This window comes from Polaromonas sp. P3_B1, assembly GCF_056402935.1.
Map to the genome: position 1 here is coordinate 1 of NZ_JBFUGK010000026.1, position 16,656 is coordinate 16,656.

12 protein-coding genes and 1 pseudogene are annotated in these 16,656 nt (G+C 63.7%); 6 read left to right on the plus strand and 7 right to left on the minus strand.

Annotation, left to right across the window (positions count from 1 at the left end; genetic code table 11):
• From AC1DXS_RS15670 to AC1DXS_RS15700, 7 genes and pseudogenes are all read right to left on the minus strand, one after another.
• Positions 1-7,010, minus strand: a 7,010-nt coding sequence (locus tag AC1DXS_RS15670) for an ESPR-type extended signal peptide-containing protein (protein ID WP_477738466.1), incomplete at its 3' end; no start/stop codon positions are given.
• Between the two features lie 120 nt (positions 7,011-7,130).
• Positions 7,131-7,262 (minus strand): annotated as a pseudogene (locus AC1DXS_RS15675) (ESPR domain-containing protein); the annotation flags it as partial.
• A 486-nt stretch (positions 7,263-7,748) separates the two neighbouring features.
• Positions 7,749-8,687 (minus strand): RluA family pseudouridine synthase, encoded by a 939-nt coding sequence (locus tag AC1DXS_RS15680; protein ID WP_477738408.1) that lies wholly within the window; start codon positions 8,685-8,687, stop codon positions 7,749-7,751.
• 15 nt (positions 8,688-8,702) lie between these two features.
• The gene (gene trmB / locus AC1DXS_RS15685; RefSeq protein ID WP_477738409.1) at positions 8,703-9,458 is read right to left on the minus strand and encodes a tRNA (guanosine(46)-N7)-methyltransferase TrmB; all 756 of its coding nucleotides are present in this window, start codon (positions 9,456-9,458) and stop codon (positions 8,703-8,705) included.
• Positions 9,455-10,345 (minus strand): tRNA glutamyl-Q(34) synthetase GluQRS, encoded by an 891-nt coding sequence (gene gluQRS, locus AC1DXS_RS15690; protein WP_477738410.1) that lies wholly within the window; start codon positions 10,343-10,345, stop codon positions 9,455-9,457. The genes trmB and gluQRS overlap by 4 nt, the downstream gene beginning before the upstream one ends.
• Positions 10,346-10,368: 23 nt before the next feature.
• On the minus strand, positions 10,369-11,445 hold the full coding sequence (locus AC1DXS_RS15695) for an NAD(P)/FAD-dependent oxidoreductase (protein ID WP_477738411.1): 1,077 nt from the start codon (positions 11,443-11,445) through the stop codon (positions 10,369-10,371).
• Between the two features lie 178 nt (positions 11,446-11,623).
• On the minus strand, positions 11,624-12,577 hold the full coding sequence (locus AC1DXS_RS15700) for a LysR family transcriptional regulator (RefSeq protein WP_477738412.1): 954 nt from the start codon (positions 12,575-12,577) through the stop codon (positions 11,624-11,626).
• 129 nt (positions 12,578-12,706) lie between these two features.
• Between AC1DXS_RS15700 and AC1DXS_RS15705 the strand changes: the two genes are divergently transcribed.
• The 6 genes from AC1DXS_RS15705 (at position 12,707) to AC1DXS_RS15730 (ending at position 16,651) form a co-directional block, all read left to right on the plus strand.
• Positions 12,707-13,408 carry a pirin family protein gene (locus AC1DXS_RS15705; RefSeq protein ID WP_477738413.1) on the plus strand — a complete coding sequence of 234 codons (702 nt, stop codon included), beginning with the start codon at positions 12,707-12,709 and terminating at the stop codon, positions 13,406-13,408.
• 135 nt (positions 13,409-13,543) lie between these two features.
• On the plus strand, positions 13,544-13,939 hold the full coding sequence (locus AC1DXS_RS15710; protein ID WP_477738414.1) for a DoxX family protein: 396 nt from the start codon (positions 13,544-13,546) through the stop codon (positions 13,937-13,939).
• Between the two features lie 105 nt (positions 13,940-14,044).
• Complete coding sequence (locus AC1DXS_RS15715; RefSeq protein ID WP_477738415.1) at positions 14,045-14,599, plus strand: flavodoxin family protein; 555 nt, start codon at positions 14,045-14,047, stop codon at positions 14,597-14,599.
• 26 nt (positions 14,600-14,625) lie between these two features.
• On the plus strand, positions 14,626-15,033 hold the full coding sequence (locus AC1DXS_RS15720) for an OsmC family protein (protein ID WP_477738416.1): 408 nt from the start codon (positions 14,626-14,628) through the stop codon (positions 15,031-15,033).
• Entirely contained in the window at positions 15,030-15,914 is an 885-nt protein-coding gene (locus tag AC1DXS_RS15725) for a pirin family protein (protein WP_477738417.1), read from the plus strand. Before AC1DXS_RS15720 ends, AC1DXS_RS15725 begins: the two co-directional genes overlap by 4 nt.
• Positions 15,915-15,955: 41 nt before the next feature.
• The gene (locus AC1DXS_RS15730; protein ID WP_477738418.1) at positions 15,956-16,651 is read left to right on the plus strand and encodes a DUF599 domain-containing protein; all 696 of its coding nucleotides are present in this window, start codon (positions 15,956-15,958) and stop codon (positions 16,649-16,651) included.
• Positions 16,652-16,656 lie beyond the last annotated feature (5 nt).

Sequence of the window (16,656 nt, forward strand, 5' to 3'; positions counted from 1 at the left end):
GTGGTGCTCAAGCCGGTGGAAAGGGATGCGATGCCGCTGCTGGCCGTGCTCAAGCCGGTGGATGTTGAGGTCGACAGCGAAGTGACATTGCTGTTCGTCGTGCTGAGGCCGCTCGATGTCGAAGTGGACAGCGACGTGATCCGGCTGTCGGCGGTGCTCAAACCCGTGGAAGTCGATGTGGACAGCGAGGTGACATTGCTGTTGGTCGTGCTCAGGCCGGTAGACAGCGAACTGGCCGAAGTCGACAGGGATGCAATGCCGCTGCCGGCGGTGCTCAGGCCGGTCGAAGTTGACGTGGACAGGGACGTGACGTTGCTGTCCGTCGTGCTCAGACCTGTGGAAAGGGAGGAGATGCTGCTTGTGGCTGTGCTCAATCCTGTGGACGTCGAGGTCGAAAGCGAGGTGACATTGCTGTTGGTGGTACTAAGGCCCGTGGACAGCGAGTTGGCGGAGGTCGACAGGGACGCAATGTTGCTGCCGGCGGTGCTAAGGCCGGTCGATGTCGAAGCCGACAGCGATGAAATACTGCTGCTTGCGGTACTCAGGCCCGTGGACGTTGACGTGGACAGGGACGCGACATTGCTGTCCGCCGTGCTCAAACCGGTGGACAGGGAGGCAACACGGCTGTCTGTGGTGCTCAGGCCAGTGGACAGCGAGACCACGTTGCTGTTGGCGGTACTCAGTCCGGTTGACAGGGATGTGATGCCGCTGGCAGCGGTGCTCAGGCCTGTCGAGGTAGAGGTCGACAGCGAAGTGACGTTGCTGTTGGTGGTGCTCAGGCCGGTGGACAGCGAACTGACACCCGTCGAAGCAGAGGTCGAAAGCGAAGCAACATTGCTGTCCGTCGTGCTGAGGCCGGTGGACAGGGAGCTGATGCCGCTGGCAGCGGTGCTCAAGCCGGTCGACGTCGAGGACGACAGCGAGGTCACGCTGCTATTGGTGGTGCTGAGGCCGGTCGACAAGGAAGTGATGCCGCTGGCCGAAGTGCTCAAGCCGGTGGATGTTGATGTGGACAGCGAGGTGATCCGGCTGTCGGCGGTGCTCAGGCCCGTCGAGGTAGAGGTGGACAGCGATGTGACGTTGCTGTTGGTGGTGCTCAGGCCGGTGGACAGCGAACTGACGCCAGTCGAAGCGGACGTCGAAAGCGAAGCAACATTGCTGTCCGTCGTGCTGAGGCCGGTGGACAAGGAACTGATGCCGCTGGCGGCGGTGCTCAAACCGGTCGACGTCGAGGACGACAGCGAGGTCACGCTGCTATTGGTGGTGCTGAGGCCGGTCGACAAGGAGGTGATGCCGCTGGCCGAAGTGCTCAAGCCGGTGGATGTCGATGTGGACAGCGAAGTGATCCGGCTGTCGGCGGTGCTCAGGCCCGTCGAGGTAGAGGTCGACAGCGAGTTCACGGCGCTGTTCGTTGTGCTCAGGCCTGTGGACAGCGAGCCGATGCCAGTCGAAGCGGAGGTGGACAGTGACGCAACATTGCTGTCCGTCGTGCTGAGGCCGGTGGACAAGGAGCTGATGCCGCTGGCGGCGGTGCTCAAACCGGTCGACGTCGAGGACGACAGGGAGGTCACGCTGCTATTGGTGGTGCTGAGGCCGGTCGACAAGGAAGTGATGCCGCTGGCCGAAGTGCTCAAGCCGGTGGATGTCGATGTGGACAGCGAAGTGATCCGGCTGTCGGCGGTGCTCAGGCCCGTCGACGTCGAGGACGACAGCGAGGTCACGCTGCTGTTGGTGGTGCTCAGGCCGGTGGACAGCGAACTGGTCGAACTCGAAAGGGACGCAATGCCGCTCGTGGCGGTGCTCAAACCAGTCGAGGTGGATGTCGACAGGGATCCCAGGTTGCTGTCCGTTGTGCTCAATCCTGTGGACAGCGAGGAAATACCGCTGGCGGCCGTGCTGAGCCCCGTTGAGGTGGAGCTTGACAGCGAACTGATGCCGGTCGAGGCCGAGGTCGACAGCGAAGCCACATTGCTGTTGGTGCTGCTCAGGCCGGTGGACAGTGAGGTAATGCCGCTCGCGGAGGTGCTCAATCCCGTCGACGTGGACGTGGAAAGAGACGTAATCCTGCTGTCCGCGGTGCTCAAGCCTGTGGAGGTCGACGTGGACAGCGAGGTGACGTTGCTGTTGGTCGTGCTGAGGCCGGTGGACAGCGAGCTGGTCGAGGTCGACAGGGAAGCAATGCCGCTGCTTGCCGTGCTCAGGCCCGTGGAGGTGGACGTGGACAGGGATGTGACGCTGCTGTCCGTCGTGCTCAAACCGGTGGACAGTGAGGCAATACCGCTTGCGGCGGTGCTCAAGCCGGTCGAGGCCGAGGTCGACAGCGACGTGACGTTGCTGTTGGTGGTGCTCAGTCCAGTGGAGAGCGAAGCGATGCCGCTGCTTGCCGTGCTCAGGCCCGTTGACGTGGAGCTTGACAGCGAGCTGATGCCGGTCGACGCGGATGTCGACAGGGAGGTGACATTGCTATTGGTGGTGCTGAGGCCGGTGGACAGCGAAATGATGCCGCTGGCAGCCGTGCTCAGGCCCGTCGACGTCGAGGTCGACAGCGAGGTGACGCTGCTGTTCGTGGTGCTCAGGCCCGTGGATGTGGACGTCGAAAGCGAAGTGATCCGGCTGTCGGCGGTGCTCAGGCCTGTTGAAGTGGAAGTCGACAGCGAGTTGATATTGCTGCCGGCCGTGCTCAGGCCGGTTGACGTCGAGGTCGACAGCGATGCGACGTTGCTGTCCGTGGTGCTCAGTCCAGTGGACAGGGACGTGATGCCGCTGGTGGCCGTGCTCAGGCCGGTAGATGTTGATGTCGAGAGGGAACTGATGCCCGTCGATGCCGAGGTCGACAGCGAAGTGACGCTGCTGTTCGTGGTGCTCAGGCCAGTAGACAGCGAAGTGATCCCGCTGCTCGCGGTGCTCAAGCCTGTGGACGTCGAGGTCGACAGCGAAGTGACGTTGCTGTTCGTTGTGCTCAGGCCCGTGGACAGCGAACTGGTGGAGGTCGACAGGGATGTAATGCCGCTGGCGGCAGTGCTCAGGCCCGTGGACGTTGAGGTGGACAGCGAAGTAACACGGCTGTCCGTGGTGCTCAGGCCAGTGGATAGCGACGTAATACCGCTGGTGGCCGTGCTCAGGCCTGTCGAGGTTGACGTGGACAGAGAACTGATGCCGGTCGACGTGGACGTCGACAGGGAGGTGACATTGCTGTTCGTTGTACTCAGTCCGGTGGACGTCGATGTGGACAGCGAAGTGATCCGGCTATCGGCGGTGCTCAGGCCCGTCGAGGTAGAAGTCGACAGCGAGTTCACGGCGCTGTTTGTTGTGCTCAGGCCTGTGGATAGCGAGTTGGCCGAAGTCGACAGGGAGGCAACGTTGCTGTCCGTCGTGCTCAAGCCGGTGGACAGGGAGGCAATGCCGCTGCTGGCCGTGCTCAGGCCCGTCGAGGCCGAGGTAGACAGGGACGTTGTGCGGCTGTCCGCCGTGCTCAGGCCGGTAGAGGTTGAGCTCGACAGCGAGGCCAGGCCGCTGGAGACGGCGCTGACACCGGTCGACAGGGAGCTGACGCCCGTGGACAGCGATGTGACCGTGCTGTTTGTGGTGCTCAGGCCGGTGGACAGCGAGGTGATGCCACTGGCCGCCGTGCTCACGCCGGTGGAAAGGGAGCCAATACCCGTGGATGTGGACGTCGACAGCGAAGTGATCCGGCTGTCGGCGGTGCTCAAGCCTGCCGAGGTGGAGGTCGACAGGGAGGTAATGCTGCTGGTCGCCGTGCTCAGGCCCGTGGATGCCGAGGTCGACAGCGAGACCACACTGCTGTTGGCCGTGCTCAAGCCGGTAGACAGCGAACCGATACCGGTTGAAGCCGACGTCGACAGGGACGTGACGCTGCTGTTGGTGGTGCTCAGTCCGGTAGACAGCGAGACGATGCCGCTGGCTGAAGTGCTCAAGCCGGTCGAGGTCGATGTTGACAGGGATGTGATCCGGCTGTCGGCGGTGCTCAGCCCTGTAGAGGCTGAAGACGACAGCGACACCAGGCCGCTGGCCGTCGTGCTCAGGCCGGTAGAGAGCGACGTGATGCCGCTGTTGGCGGTGCTCAGGCCGCTCGAGAGTGAAGTAATCCCGCTGGTGGCGGTACTCAAACCCGTAGACGTCGATGTCGACAGCGAGGTGACATTGCTGTTCGTGGTGCTCAGGCCGGTGGACAGGGATGTGATGCCGCTGGCCGCCGTGCTCAGGCCGGTAGACGTTGAGGTCGAGAGTGAGCTGATGCCGGTCGATGCCGAGGTCGACAGCGAAGTGACATTGCTGTTCGTGGTGCTCAGGCCGGTGGACAGGGACGTGATGCCGCTGACCGCCGTGCTCAGGCCGGTAGACGTTGAGGTCGAGAGTGAACTGATGCCTGTCGATGCCGAGGTCGACAGCGAAGTGACATTGCTGTTCGTTGTGCTCAGACCGGTGGACAGGGACGTGATGCCGCTGACCGCCGTGCTCAGGCYGGTAGACGTTGAGGTCGAGAGTGAACTGATGCCTGTCGATGCTGAGGTCGACAGCGAAGCCACATTGCTGTTGGTGCTGCTCAGGCCGGTGGACAGTGAGGTAATGCCGCTGGTGGCGGTACTCAGTCCCGTGGACGTCGAGGTCGACAGCGAAGTGATCCGGCTGTCCGCAGTGCTCAGGCCAGTCGAGGTGGAAGTCGACAAGGACGTGACGCTGCTGTTTGCGCTGCTCAAGCCGGTGGACAGCGAAGTAATGCCGCTGTTTGCAGTGCTCAAGCCTGTGGAGGTCGACGTCGACAAGGACGTCACGTTGCTGTTGGTGCTGCTAAGGCCGGTCGACAGCGAAACGATACCGCTTGTGGCTGTACTCAAACCCGTCGAGGTGGACGTCGACAGCGACGTGACGCTGCTATTGGTGGTGCTCAGGCCAGTGGACAAGGAGATGATGCCGCTGCTTGCCGTGCTGAGTCCTGTGGACAGCGAAGTGATCCCGCTGGTTGCGGTGCTCAAGCCTGTGGACGTCGAGGTCGACAGCGAAGTGACGTTGCTGTTCGTTGTGCTCAGGCCGGTCGACAGGGACGTGATTCCGCTGGCCGCCGTGCTCAGGCCGGTAGATGTTGAGGTCGACAGCGAGGCCACGTTGCTGTTGGTGCTGCTCAGACCGGTGGACAGTGAGGTGATGCCGCTGGTGGCAGTGCTCAGTCCCGTGGACGTCGAAGTCGACAGCGAAGTGACGTTGCTGTTCGTTGTGCTCAGGCCGGTGGACAGCGAAGTGATCCCGCTGGTTGCGGTGCTCAAGCCCGTGGACGTCGAGGTCGACAGCGAGGTGACCCGGCTGTCCGTGGTGCTCAAACCCGTGGACAGAGACGTGATGCCGCTGGTGGCCGTGCTCAGGCCGGTGGATGTTGAGGTCGAGAGGGAACTGATGCCCGTCGATGCCGAGGTCGACAGCGAGGTGACGCTGCTGTTGGTCGTGCTCAGCCCGGTGGACAGAGAGGTGATGCCGCTCGTAGCGGTACTCAAGCCGGTAGACGTCGACGTGGACAGGGAACTGATACCTGTCGAGGCCGAGGTCGACAGCGATGTGACGCTGCTGTTGGTCGTGCTCAGGCCGGTCGACAGCGACGTGATGCCGCTGGCGGCGGTGCTCAGGCCCGTGGAGGTCGAAGTCGACAGAGAGCTGATGCTCGTGGACGCCGATGTGGACAGGGAGGTCACGCTGCTCGCGGCGGTGCTCAGACCGGTCGACGTGGAGGCGGACAGCGAGGTGACACTGCTATTGGTCGTGCTCAGGCCGGTCGACAGCGATGTGATGCCGCTGGCGGCGGTGCTCAAGCCGGTCGAGGTCGAAGTCGACAGAGAACTGATGCCCGTGGACGTCGAGGTCGACAGGGAGGTCACGCTGCTGTTGGTGGTGCTGAGGCCGGTGGACAGGGAGCTGATGCCTGTCGAAGCGGAGGTCGACAGCGAGGTGACGCTGCTATTCGTGGTGCTCAAGCCCGTGGATAGGGAGCTGATGCCTGTGGATGCCGAAGTCGATAGCGAGGCCACGCTGCTGTTGGCGGTACTCAGCCCGGTGGAGAGCGAAGTGATGCCGCTGGCGGCGGTGCTCAAGCCTGTGGATGCCGAGGTAGACAGCGAGGTGATGCCGCTGGTTGCCGTGCTGAGGCCGGTCGACGTCGATGTGGATAGCGAAGTGACGCTGCTATTCGTTGTGCTCAGTCCGGTGGACAGAGAGGTGATGCCGCTCGTAGCGGTGCTCAAGCCGGTAGACGTTGAGGTCGAAAGGGAGCTGACACCTGTCGATGCCGAGGTCGACAGCGAGGTGACGTTGCTGTTGGTCGTACTCAGGCCGGTCGACAGAGAACTGTCGCCTGTCGATACCGAGGTGGACAGCGACGTGACCCGGCTGTCGGTGGTGCTCAATCCTGTTGACAGTGAGTTGATGCGGCTGGTGGCTGTACTCAGGCCGGTAGACGTCGATGTGGACAGGGAACTGATGCCTGTCGAAGCGGAGGTCGACAGCGAAGTGACGCTGCTGTTCGTTGTGCTCAGGCCGGTCGAGGTCGAAGTCGACAGAGAACTGATGCCCGTGGACGTCGAGGTCGACAGGGAGGTCACGCTGCTGTTGGTGGTGCTGAGGCCGGTGGACAGCGATGAGACACCGGTGGAGGCCGAGGTCGACAGCGAAGTGACACTGCTGTTCGTCGTGCTCAATCCGGTGGACAGGGAACTGATGCCTGTCGAGGCGGAGGTCGACAGCGAGGTGACGTTGCTGTTCGTGGTGCTCAGGCCGGTGGACAGCGAGCTGATGCCGGTGGACGCCGAGGTCGACAGGGACGTGATGCTGCTTGTGGCGGTGCTCAGGCCTGTGGATGTGGAGGTGGACAGCGAGGTGACGCGGCTGTCCGTGGTGCTGAGGCCCGTTGACAGCGAGTTGAGGCGGCTGGTGGAGGTGCTCAGGCCAGTCGACGTGGAGGTCGACAGCGAATCCACATAGATGCGCGTGTTGTTGACATAGTTCACACAGGTGGACGCGGCGGAGTACATCGTGCCGCCATTGCCCGCGGTACAGGCGGCCTCCGGAAGTGTTTGCCCGTAGGCTGAATTCAGGGGGCTGAGGCCCCCGCCAAAGAGCCCTGCAACAACGACTGCACCTGCGGCGCCGACCTGTACCACCTTGGAGCCGCTGCGTTTGCCGCGCGCGCTCGAGATTTCCGACACGGCGACCCAGGTGCCCAGAAGCTCGCTGTAGACGGTGCGGTAAAACTTGTTCATGGTGGACTCAGGACAGGGGTCAGGCTCGTGATGTTTGCTTAAGTGCTATTTGTAAAAATATGTACAGATGATGTAACTAGTTCACAGGATTGTCCCATAGGCCTTCGCAAAAGCGTACAGAAATCCCCGACGGATTACTTGTAAATCATTGATTAGATTGGTTTTTTGAGAAGAAAATCACGTCCTTAAAGGCCATTAGATATATCGGTTTCTACGTAGAAATTCGCCATAAGTGATTCAATATGTAACTAATATCAGTTTTTTCGGAGGTTTCCTAACATCTTTGGTGATCGTTTTCACGAAAACCAACAGTTTTGGATTAATACCGGAACGAGGCTCGCGCCGGCCTCTCCGAAGCCATGGAGACCGGGTAATTCGTTGGAATGAGGAGACGGGGGCGCAGGTAACCCGCCATCAGGGCCAGCGGGAGCGGCCGGCAGTGCGCGGGCATGGGCGCCGCGTGCCGCGGTTTAGCGGGAGAGGGTGTTAGCCGCTCGTTGCCGGCAGTGGTGCCGGTGGCGGGCCTGGAAGCAGGCTCAATCGGGTCTGGAAAGACCGTTGTTCACCCGTCACCGGATCCGTGAAATGCATGGATTTCGCGAGAAGCTGCAAGGGGCGGGTGTAGTCGTCGTCGGGCGTGGGGTGCACCGGCGGGTAGATCCTGTCATTCAGGATGGGAATGCCCAGGGCATGCATATGCACCCGCAGCTGGTGCTTTTTGCCGGTGACGGGGCTCAGTGCGTAGCGGGCGTGGTCGCCCAGTACTTCCAGCACGCTGATGTGGGTCTCGCTGTTGGCCGCACCCGGCGCTTCCTGCTGGCGGAAGAAGGGCTCACCCTGCACGATGCGGCTTTGGCGCACCAGCGGAAAAACGATGTCTTCATGCCATGGAGCGATGGCCTCGTAGTGCTTGGCCACTTCATGGCGCCTGAACAGCGCCTGGTAGGCGTCGCGGTCAGCGGGCCTGACCGAGAACAGCACCAGGCCCGCGGTTTCGCGGTCTATGCGGTGCAGCGGCGCCAGGCCGTCCAGGCCCAGGCGGTTCTTCAGGCGCACCAGCAGCGTTTCCTGCACATAGTGGCCCGAGGGCGTGACCGGCAAAAAATGCGGTTTGTCGGCCACGACCAGGTACTCGTCCTGGTACAGCACGCTGGCTTCGAAGGGGACGCGGGGCTCGTCCTCCAGCGCGCGGTAGTAGTAGACGCGCATATGGCCGCGGTAGGGGCGTTGCGCCGTGACGGGTACGCCGAACTCGTCGGCGACCAGGCCGTCCCGCATGCGCTGCAGCCACACCTCGCGCGTGATCGCGGGAAAGCGCTGCACCAGGAAATCGGTGATGGTGGGCCAGTCACCCGCCGGCAGGCCCACGCAGCTTGGGCCGACACCCTCGCGGGTCGGCAAGCCGTGGGAGGGTTGCCCGTTCACCTTGGCGCGCTGTGTTCACGCACGGGTGAACACCACGTCCCAGACACCGTGCCCCAGCTTGATGCCGCGGTTTTCGAATTTGGTCAAAGGCCGGTAGGCCGGCTTGGGCGCGTAGCCGCCCTGGGATGCGTCCGCGGTGTTGCGCAGCAGCGCTTCGGCGCCCAGCACCTCGAGAATCTGCTCGGCGTAGGGTTGCCAGTCGGTGGCGCAGTGCAGGTAGCCGCCGGGCTTGAGGCGGGCGGCCAGCTTGGCGATCAACGGCGCCTGGATCAGGCGGCGCTTGTTGTGCCGCTTCTTGTGCCAGGGATCGGGGAAGAAGATGTGCGCGCCGTCCAGGCTGCCCAGCGGGAGCATGTTGTCTATCACTTCAACGGCGTCGTGCTGCAGGATGCGGATGTTGGCCAGCCCCTGCTCGCTGATGCGCTTGAGCAGCGCGCCTACGCCCGGGGTGTGGACCTCGCAGCACAGGAAATTTTTCTCGGGCATCAGGGCGGCGATATGGGCCGTTGCCTCGCCCATGCCAAAGCCTATCTCGAGGATGGTCGGGGCCGAACGCTGGAACATGGCCTCGAAATTCGCCGGCTCCCCCGTGTAGGGCAGCAGGAACTGCGGGCCCACGTCCGCAAAGGCCTTCGCCTGGCCGACGGTGGTGCGGCCGGTGCGGCGTACAAAGCTGCGGATGTTGCGGGGGGGGCCTGGCTCGGTAGCCGCATTCTCGGCGGAGGGGCCGGAAAGGTCGGAGGGCGGGATGGGGGATGTTGTATCTGTCACCGGCTGATTTTAAGGCGGGCTGCCCACAGCGGCACGGCCTGCCCCAGCCAGTCCTGCGGCGTGGCAGCACTGGCCAGCAATGGCAGGCCCAGTACCGCACCTGCCTGCCGCAGCAGGGCAAGCGGCTGGGAAGTGTCCAGTGCCTGCGCACCGTTCTGTTTGGAGAGCTTTTCGCCGTTGGCGCCCAGCACCAGCGGCGTGTGAAGGTAACGCGGCAGGGGCAGGCCCAGCGCGCGCTGCAGCAGGATTTGCCGCGCCGTGTTGTCGGCCAGGTCTTCGCCGCGCACGATGTCGGTCACGCCCTGGGCCGCGTCGTCGACCACCACGGCCAGCTGGTAGGCCCACAGGCCGTCGGCGCGCTTGAGCACGAAGTCGCCGACGTCATGGGCCACGTCCTGCGATTGCGGGCCCAGCAGGCGATCGGTCCATGCGACGCATGGATCTGCCCGCGTGTCCAGCCGCCAGGCGCGCGCGCTACGGCCGTGCAGGCCGCCCCTGCAGGTGCCGGGATAGACCAGCTCGCCATGGCGTTCGCGCGCCTGTCCAGAAGCCGCGAGCGCCCGGGCGATGTCCTGGCGTGTGCAGGCGCAGGGGTAGGCCAGCGCGCGCGCGACCAGTGAATCCAGCGCCTGTTGATAGAGAGCGCCGCGCTGCGATTGGTACACGGGCGGCTCGTCCGGCATCAGGCCGCAGCTGGCCAGCTGTTCAAGAATGATGTGGTCGGCGCCGGGCACGCAGCGCGGCGTGTCCACGTCTTCAATGCGCACCAGCCAGCGGCCCTGGTGTGCGCGGGCGTCCAGCCAGCTGGCCAGGGCGGCCACCAGAGAGCCGGCATGCAGCGGGCCGGTCGGAGAAGGGGCGAAGCGGCCCCGGTATTCGGCCTCCATGCGGGCGCTCCCGAACCCGGTTTTCAGGCTATGGCGAGGGCCATTTCAAGGCCCGATATAAAGCCCTCTTCCACGCGGTGCCCCAGGCACCAGTCGCCGCAGGCGCCTATGCGGGACTTGGCGTCCCATGCGTGGGTTTTGCCCAGGGGCTGCAGTGTCTGGGCGTGGCGCCAGCGGTGCACCACAGCGTGGGGCGGCTCGGCGCGTATGCCGGTGACTTCGGTAAATGCCTTGAGCAGCTTGGCTTTCACGCGCTCGGCATCGTCTTCCAGGTGGCGCTGCGACCAGTCGGGGCTGGCCTGCACGGTCCAGCGTTCGATGGGGCTGCGCCCTGGTTTGGACGATTCGCGCGCCAGCCAGGCGATGCGGTGGTGGGTGCTGCGCGCGGCGTTCCAGTGGGGGCCCAGGTGCGCCATGGTGGGCTGCATGGCCTGGGGAAAGGCCAGCATCAGCGTCCAGCAGGGCGCCACACTGACCTTGGTGAGTTCTTCCATCAGCGGCTTGCCCTGTTGGGAGCTCAGCAGCAGGGCATGGGCCTGCGGAGAGGGCAGGGCCAGCACCACGTCGTCAAAGCCCGAGTGCACCCGGCTGCCGGCGCCCGGGCCTTCGGTCTGCAACTGCCATTGTTCGGGGTGCAGCTTGTCGCGTTCAAGCCGCAGCACTTCGGTTTGGAGCAGCAGGCTGCCCGCGGCGGCCAGGGGCTGCGCCCACTGCCGCACCAGCGCGTCCATGCCCGGCGTGGGAACCCAGTGCGCTTCCTTGGGCGGCAGTGCGGAGGCCACGACGCGGCCCAGCTCGTCCAGGATGCGCACGGTGTTGGCGCTCCAGGGCCGCACCAGACCGGGGACCGTGGCCAGGGCTTTTTCGAAACGCGCATCGCGCACGGTGAAATATTGCGTGCCGTGGTCAAAGCCGCCGAAATCGCTGCCCCGGGTGGCCATGCGCCCGCCGGCTTCGCGGCTTTTCTCAAACACGGTGACCTGGTGTCCGGCCTGCGCCAGCGTGCGCGCGCAGGCAATGCCAGCGATGCCGGCGCCTATCACGGCGATGCGGCGCCGGGCCGCGGATTCGGGAAGGGGGAGGCTGGTTTTTTTTGTCATGTCTTGTGTGCTTTTTGGGTTTGATGAATGAGGCGCCTTGCCGCTTTCGCGGGCAATTCACGGCCCCCCGGCCTGGGTCATCACGTCTCAACCATAAACGAAAACTATAAGAACCTCTAAGCACACTCTACACGCAGGTGCAGCCGCTGCGCGAAGTTTGCGGCCTGACTACGGGTTTTCACAGTGACTGGTCGCGTTCCAGCAGCGCTTTTCGCGTGGCCGCGCTTTCGAGTTGCTTGAGCCACCACTGCAGCGCGCGGCCCTCCTTGCCGTCGGGAGTGCGCAGCCAGGCATAACTCATGGGCACCTGGCGTACTGCGCGCTGCATGCGCTTTTCCACGAGGCGGCCGGTGATGACGTGGGGCCGCGCCATGTATTCCGGCAGGAAGCCGCCGCCCAGTCCGCGCAGCTGCGCCTGGAGCTTTTCCTGCATCCCGGGCACGGTGAAGATGTCCTGCCCACCCAGCAGCCCCACCGTGACGCCGCTGCCGCGCTGCACCGAATCGGCCACGGCCACTGCGCGGTGCGGCATCAGCATGGCGTCGGTCACGGGCTCGGGGGCTTGCGCCAGGGGGTGGTGGGGCGCCACCGCGTAAATGAAGTGGATGCTGCCCAGCGTCTTGTGCTGCACCGCGCTATTGACCGCCGGCTCGATGGCCACGCCGATGGCCAGGTCGGCCTGGCCCGAGGTGAGCGCCTCCAGCGTGCCCGACAGCGCCTCTTCACGCAGGCGCAGGCGGGTGGGTGGGTTCAGCGCGAAAAAAGCCTCGCACAGCTCCATCACCGTGGTGCGCGAGATCACGCTGTCGACTGCCAGCGTGAGCTGCGGCTCCCAGCCGGTGGCCACGCGCTTGACGCGGTTGGCCACGGCGTCAAGTTCGGCCAGCAGGCGGTTGCCCTCGCGCAGCAGTTCCTTGCCGGCCTCGGTCAGTTTGGCCTGGCGCGAGGAGCGGTCGAACAGCAGCACATCCAATGCATCTTCCACCTGCCGGATGCGGTAGGTCAGGGCGCTGGGCACCAGGCCGAGCTCGCGCGCCGCAGCCGCCATGCTGCCGGCACCGTGGACGGCGCCTATCAGGCTCAGGGTCTCGGGCGTCAGGGCGTCCCGTACCCGGTTGTTGATCGTTGGCATAAGAATGATTCAAATAATTTGAATGATGCCATCAAAGCGCGGCAATGGAAAGTGAAGGCCCGGCGCCTACATTGGAGTCATCGCAAACGAATCACAACGCAGTCCAACGCACCTTGAAAGGAGCACCTCATGATGACTTTAAGAACTTCCAGCGAACGCGGCTACGCAGACCACGGCTGGCTCAAGTCTTTCCATTCCTTCTCGTTCGCCGGCTATTACGACCCGGCCCACATGGGCTTTGGCAACCTGCGCGTCATCAATGAAGACCGCATCGCAGCCGGCCGCGGCTTCGGCACGCACGGCCACCAGAACATGGAAATCATCAGCTACGTGCTGAGCGGCGAACTCGCGCACAAGGACAGCCTGGGCAACATCAAGGGCATCCCGCCTGGCGACGTGCAGCGCATGAGCGCCGGCACGGGTGTGCAGCACAGCGAGTTCAACCATGCGGACGGCCAGACCACGCACTTCCTGCAGATCTGGATCGAACCCAATGTGACCGGTATCCCGCCCAGCTATGAGCAAAAGACCTTTGCCGACGCCGAAAAGCGCGGCGCCCTGCGCCTGGTGGCCTCACCCGACGGCGCCAAAGGCTCGGTGCTGATCCATGCCGATGCCAGGCTTTATGCGGGCCTGTTTAATGGTGCTGAAAGCGCCACGTTGGAATTGAGTGCAGCGCGCAAGACCTATGTGCACCTGATCCGCGGGCAGCTGGAAGTCAACGGCCGGGTGCTCAAGGCCGGCGACGCCGCCATGCTGCAGTCGGAAGCCACGCTGCAACTGGCCCATGGCCAGGACGCCGAAGTTCTGGTGTTTGACCTGGCTCCCTGAGTCGGAGCAAATGCCGCAACACGAAGTAACACCCTGGGAGAGAGCGAATAGGTATGCATAGGTATTAGCTTGCCCAGAGTGTTTTTTTCATCCATCATTTCCCTGCCAGTTCACTTACTCTTATAAGGATTCACCATGCTCAATTCCCTGCAAAACCCTCTCGCCCTGGTCGGTCGCCTGCTCCTGGCCCTGCTGTTTGTGCCCGCCGGCTTTTCCAAGATCGCCGGCTTTGAGGGCACGGTAGGCTATATCGCGTCCAAGGGCGTGCCGCTGCCTGGCGTCGCCGCCGCCATCGCCATCGTGGTGGAACTGGGCCTGGGCCTCCTGCTGGCCGTAGGCTTCCAGACGCGCTGGGCTGCACTGGCCATCGGCGTCTTCACGGTCGTCATCACCTGCATCTTTCATGCGTTCTGGACTGACCCCACGCAACAGATGATGTTCTTCAAGAACATGGCCATCGTCGGCGGCCTGTTCAGCATCGCGGCTTTCGGCGGAGGCGCCTGGAGCGTGGACGGCCAGCGCAAAGGCTGATCCGCAAACAGGGCTGCAGCGAGGGGTTTCACGCCCCCGGGCTGCAGCCCTTTTTTATTGGTTCCAGATTTCATCTTCCTTTTCCATTCCCACGAAAGAACCTGAATGCCCAAAGTTGTCGTGATCTACCACTCCGGCTACGGCCATACCCAGCGCATGGCGCAGTCGGTGGCTGAAGGCGCCGGCGCAGAACTGCTGGCCATAGACGCCGACGGCAACCTGCCCGAAGGCGGCTGGGAAACCCTCAATGCCGCCGATGCCATCATCATGGGCTCGCCCACCTACATGGGCAATGTGAGCTGGCAGTTCAAGAAGTTCGCCGACGCATCCTCAAAACCCTGGTACAGCCAGGCCTGGAAAGACAAGCTCTTCGCCGGCTTTACCAACAGCGCCGCGATGAACGGAGACAAGCTGTCCACGCTGAACTACCTGTTCACCCTGGCCATGCAACATGGCGGCATCTGGGTCAGCCAGGGTGTGCTGCCCAGCAACAGCAAGGCCGCGCTGCGTAACGACGCCAACTATCTGGGCTCCTACAGCGGCGCCATGGCGCAGTCGCCTTCCGATGCCGGCGCCGGCGAGATGTCGGCCGGCGACCTGGAAACCGCACGCAGCTTTGGCGCGCGCGTTGCCGCCGTTGCGGCGAAGCTTTCGGCCTGATCCATTTTCTTAACGACGGGAATTCCATGACCATTGAATTGCAGCGAGACCTCGGCGCCACCATGGCCCAGCAGGTGAAGATCCGCAGCCATGCGTTCACCGCCGACGTCAGCGAAGCCGAGGGCGGCGCCGACGGCGGCCCCAGCCCGCACGACCTCTATGACGCAGCGCTCGGCGCCTGCAAGGCGCTGACGGTGATGTGGTACGCCCGCAAGAAGGGCATCCCCGTCGAGGATGTCCAGACCCGCGTTGAGCGCGACGACTCACAGGAGCGCAGCGGTGTGTACAAGCTCGCGGCCAAACTGCGGATCAAAGGCAATTTGACCGATGCCCAACTGTCGGAATTGCATGCCGTGGCGCAGAAATGCCCGGTGCACAAGCTCATGACCACGGTCACCACCGAAATCAGCACCGAACTGGAGCGCCTGCCATGAGCATGCAACTGAAATTGACGGGCCACCACAAAGACCTGGGTGGCGGCTTCATGGTGCGCCGCCTTCTGCCCGCTGCGCAGCAGCAGTCGGTCGGCCCCTTTATCTTTTTTGACCACTTCGGTCCGGTGACCGAGCAGCCCGGCACCAACCACGACGTGCGGCCGCATCCGCACATCGGCCTGGCAACGGTGACCTATTTGTTCGAGGGCGCGATGATGCACCGCGACAGCCTGGGCTCAGCCCAGCGCATAGAGCCCGGTGCCATCAACTGGATGACCGCAGGCCGCGGCATTGTGCATTCGGAGCGCGCGCCCGAAGACCTGCGCGGCACCGCCTACGTCAACCACGGCCTGCAGCTGTGGGCGGCCCTGCCCAAGGAATTTGAGGAAACGGCGCCGGTCTTTTCGCACACACCTGCCGAGACCATTCCGGCCATGACGGTCGATGGCGCGGCGGTGCGTGTCCTGGTCGGCGAGGCCTTCGGTAAAACCTCGCCCGTCAAAACTTTCTCCAAGACGCTTTACCTCGATGTGGCCTTGGCCGCCGGCACACCCTTCACCCTGCCGCCGCTGGCCGAGCAGATGGCGCTGTACTCGGTGGATGGCGATCTGCTGGTAGACGGTGAGCCGCTGGCCGAACACACCCTGGCGACGCTGGCACCCGGCGCGGCGGTGCAACTGAGCGCAGGCAAGGCGACGCGCCTGGTGGTGATAGGTGGCGATGCGCTCGATGCGCACCGCTTCATGTGGTGGAACTTCGTTTCCAGTCGCAAGGAGCGCATCGTGCAGGCCGGCGAAGACTGGGAAGCGCAGGCCTTGGGGCAAGTGCCGGGCGAGACCGAGTTCATTCCGCTGCCGGAGCGCAGGTTCTCGGTGGGTTGAAGCCGTAGCCAGCTCTGCCATCGGTAAATTAAGATCGCGCGATGCAAATCTTTACCCTGCTTCCGTGGACCGACTGGCTGGCGATGGCCTGGTTTTTTCTGGGCTGGATGGGCTATGCCTGGTTCGCCCGGCACTATGGCGTCAAGCGCTCCTCGCTGCTGGGCACCACCAACCGCTACCGCCACTACTGGCTGCTGCAGGCCACGGCGCGCGACCCGCGCGTGATCGACGGCATCATCACGCAGAACCTGTCGAGCACGCCGGCATTTTTTTCGTCGACCACAATCATCATCATCGGCGGCCTGTTCGCGCTGCTGGGCACCACCGACAAGGCCGCCGAACTGGTGCGCGAGATTCCCTTCGCGGTGCGCACCTCGGTGCTGATCTTCGACCTCAAGGTGCTGCTGATGGTGGCGGTGTTTGTGTATGCCTTCTTCCGTTTCAGCTGGTCCATGCGCCAGTACACCTTTGTGGCCTTGCTGATCGGCTCCATGCCCTCGCCGCAGGAGTTTGAAGTCGGCAAGTTCGACCGCGAGGCCTTTGCCACGCRCACCAGCCGCATGGTGGGCCTGGCGGCGGAGACCTTTAACGACGGGCTCAGGGCTTACTACTTCAGCTTCGGCATCATGGCGTGGTTTTTCTCGACCTTCGCCTTTGTGCTGGCCACCGCAGTGGTGGTTCTGATTCTCTACAACCGCGAGTTCAACTCCGACGTGCTCGGTGTGCTGCGCGATTAGGGCCT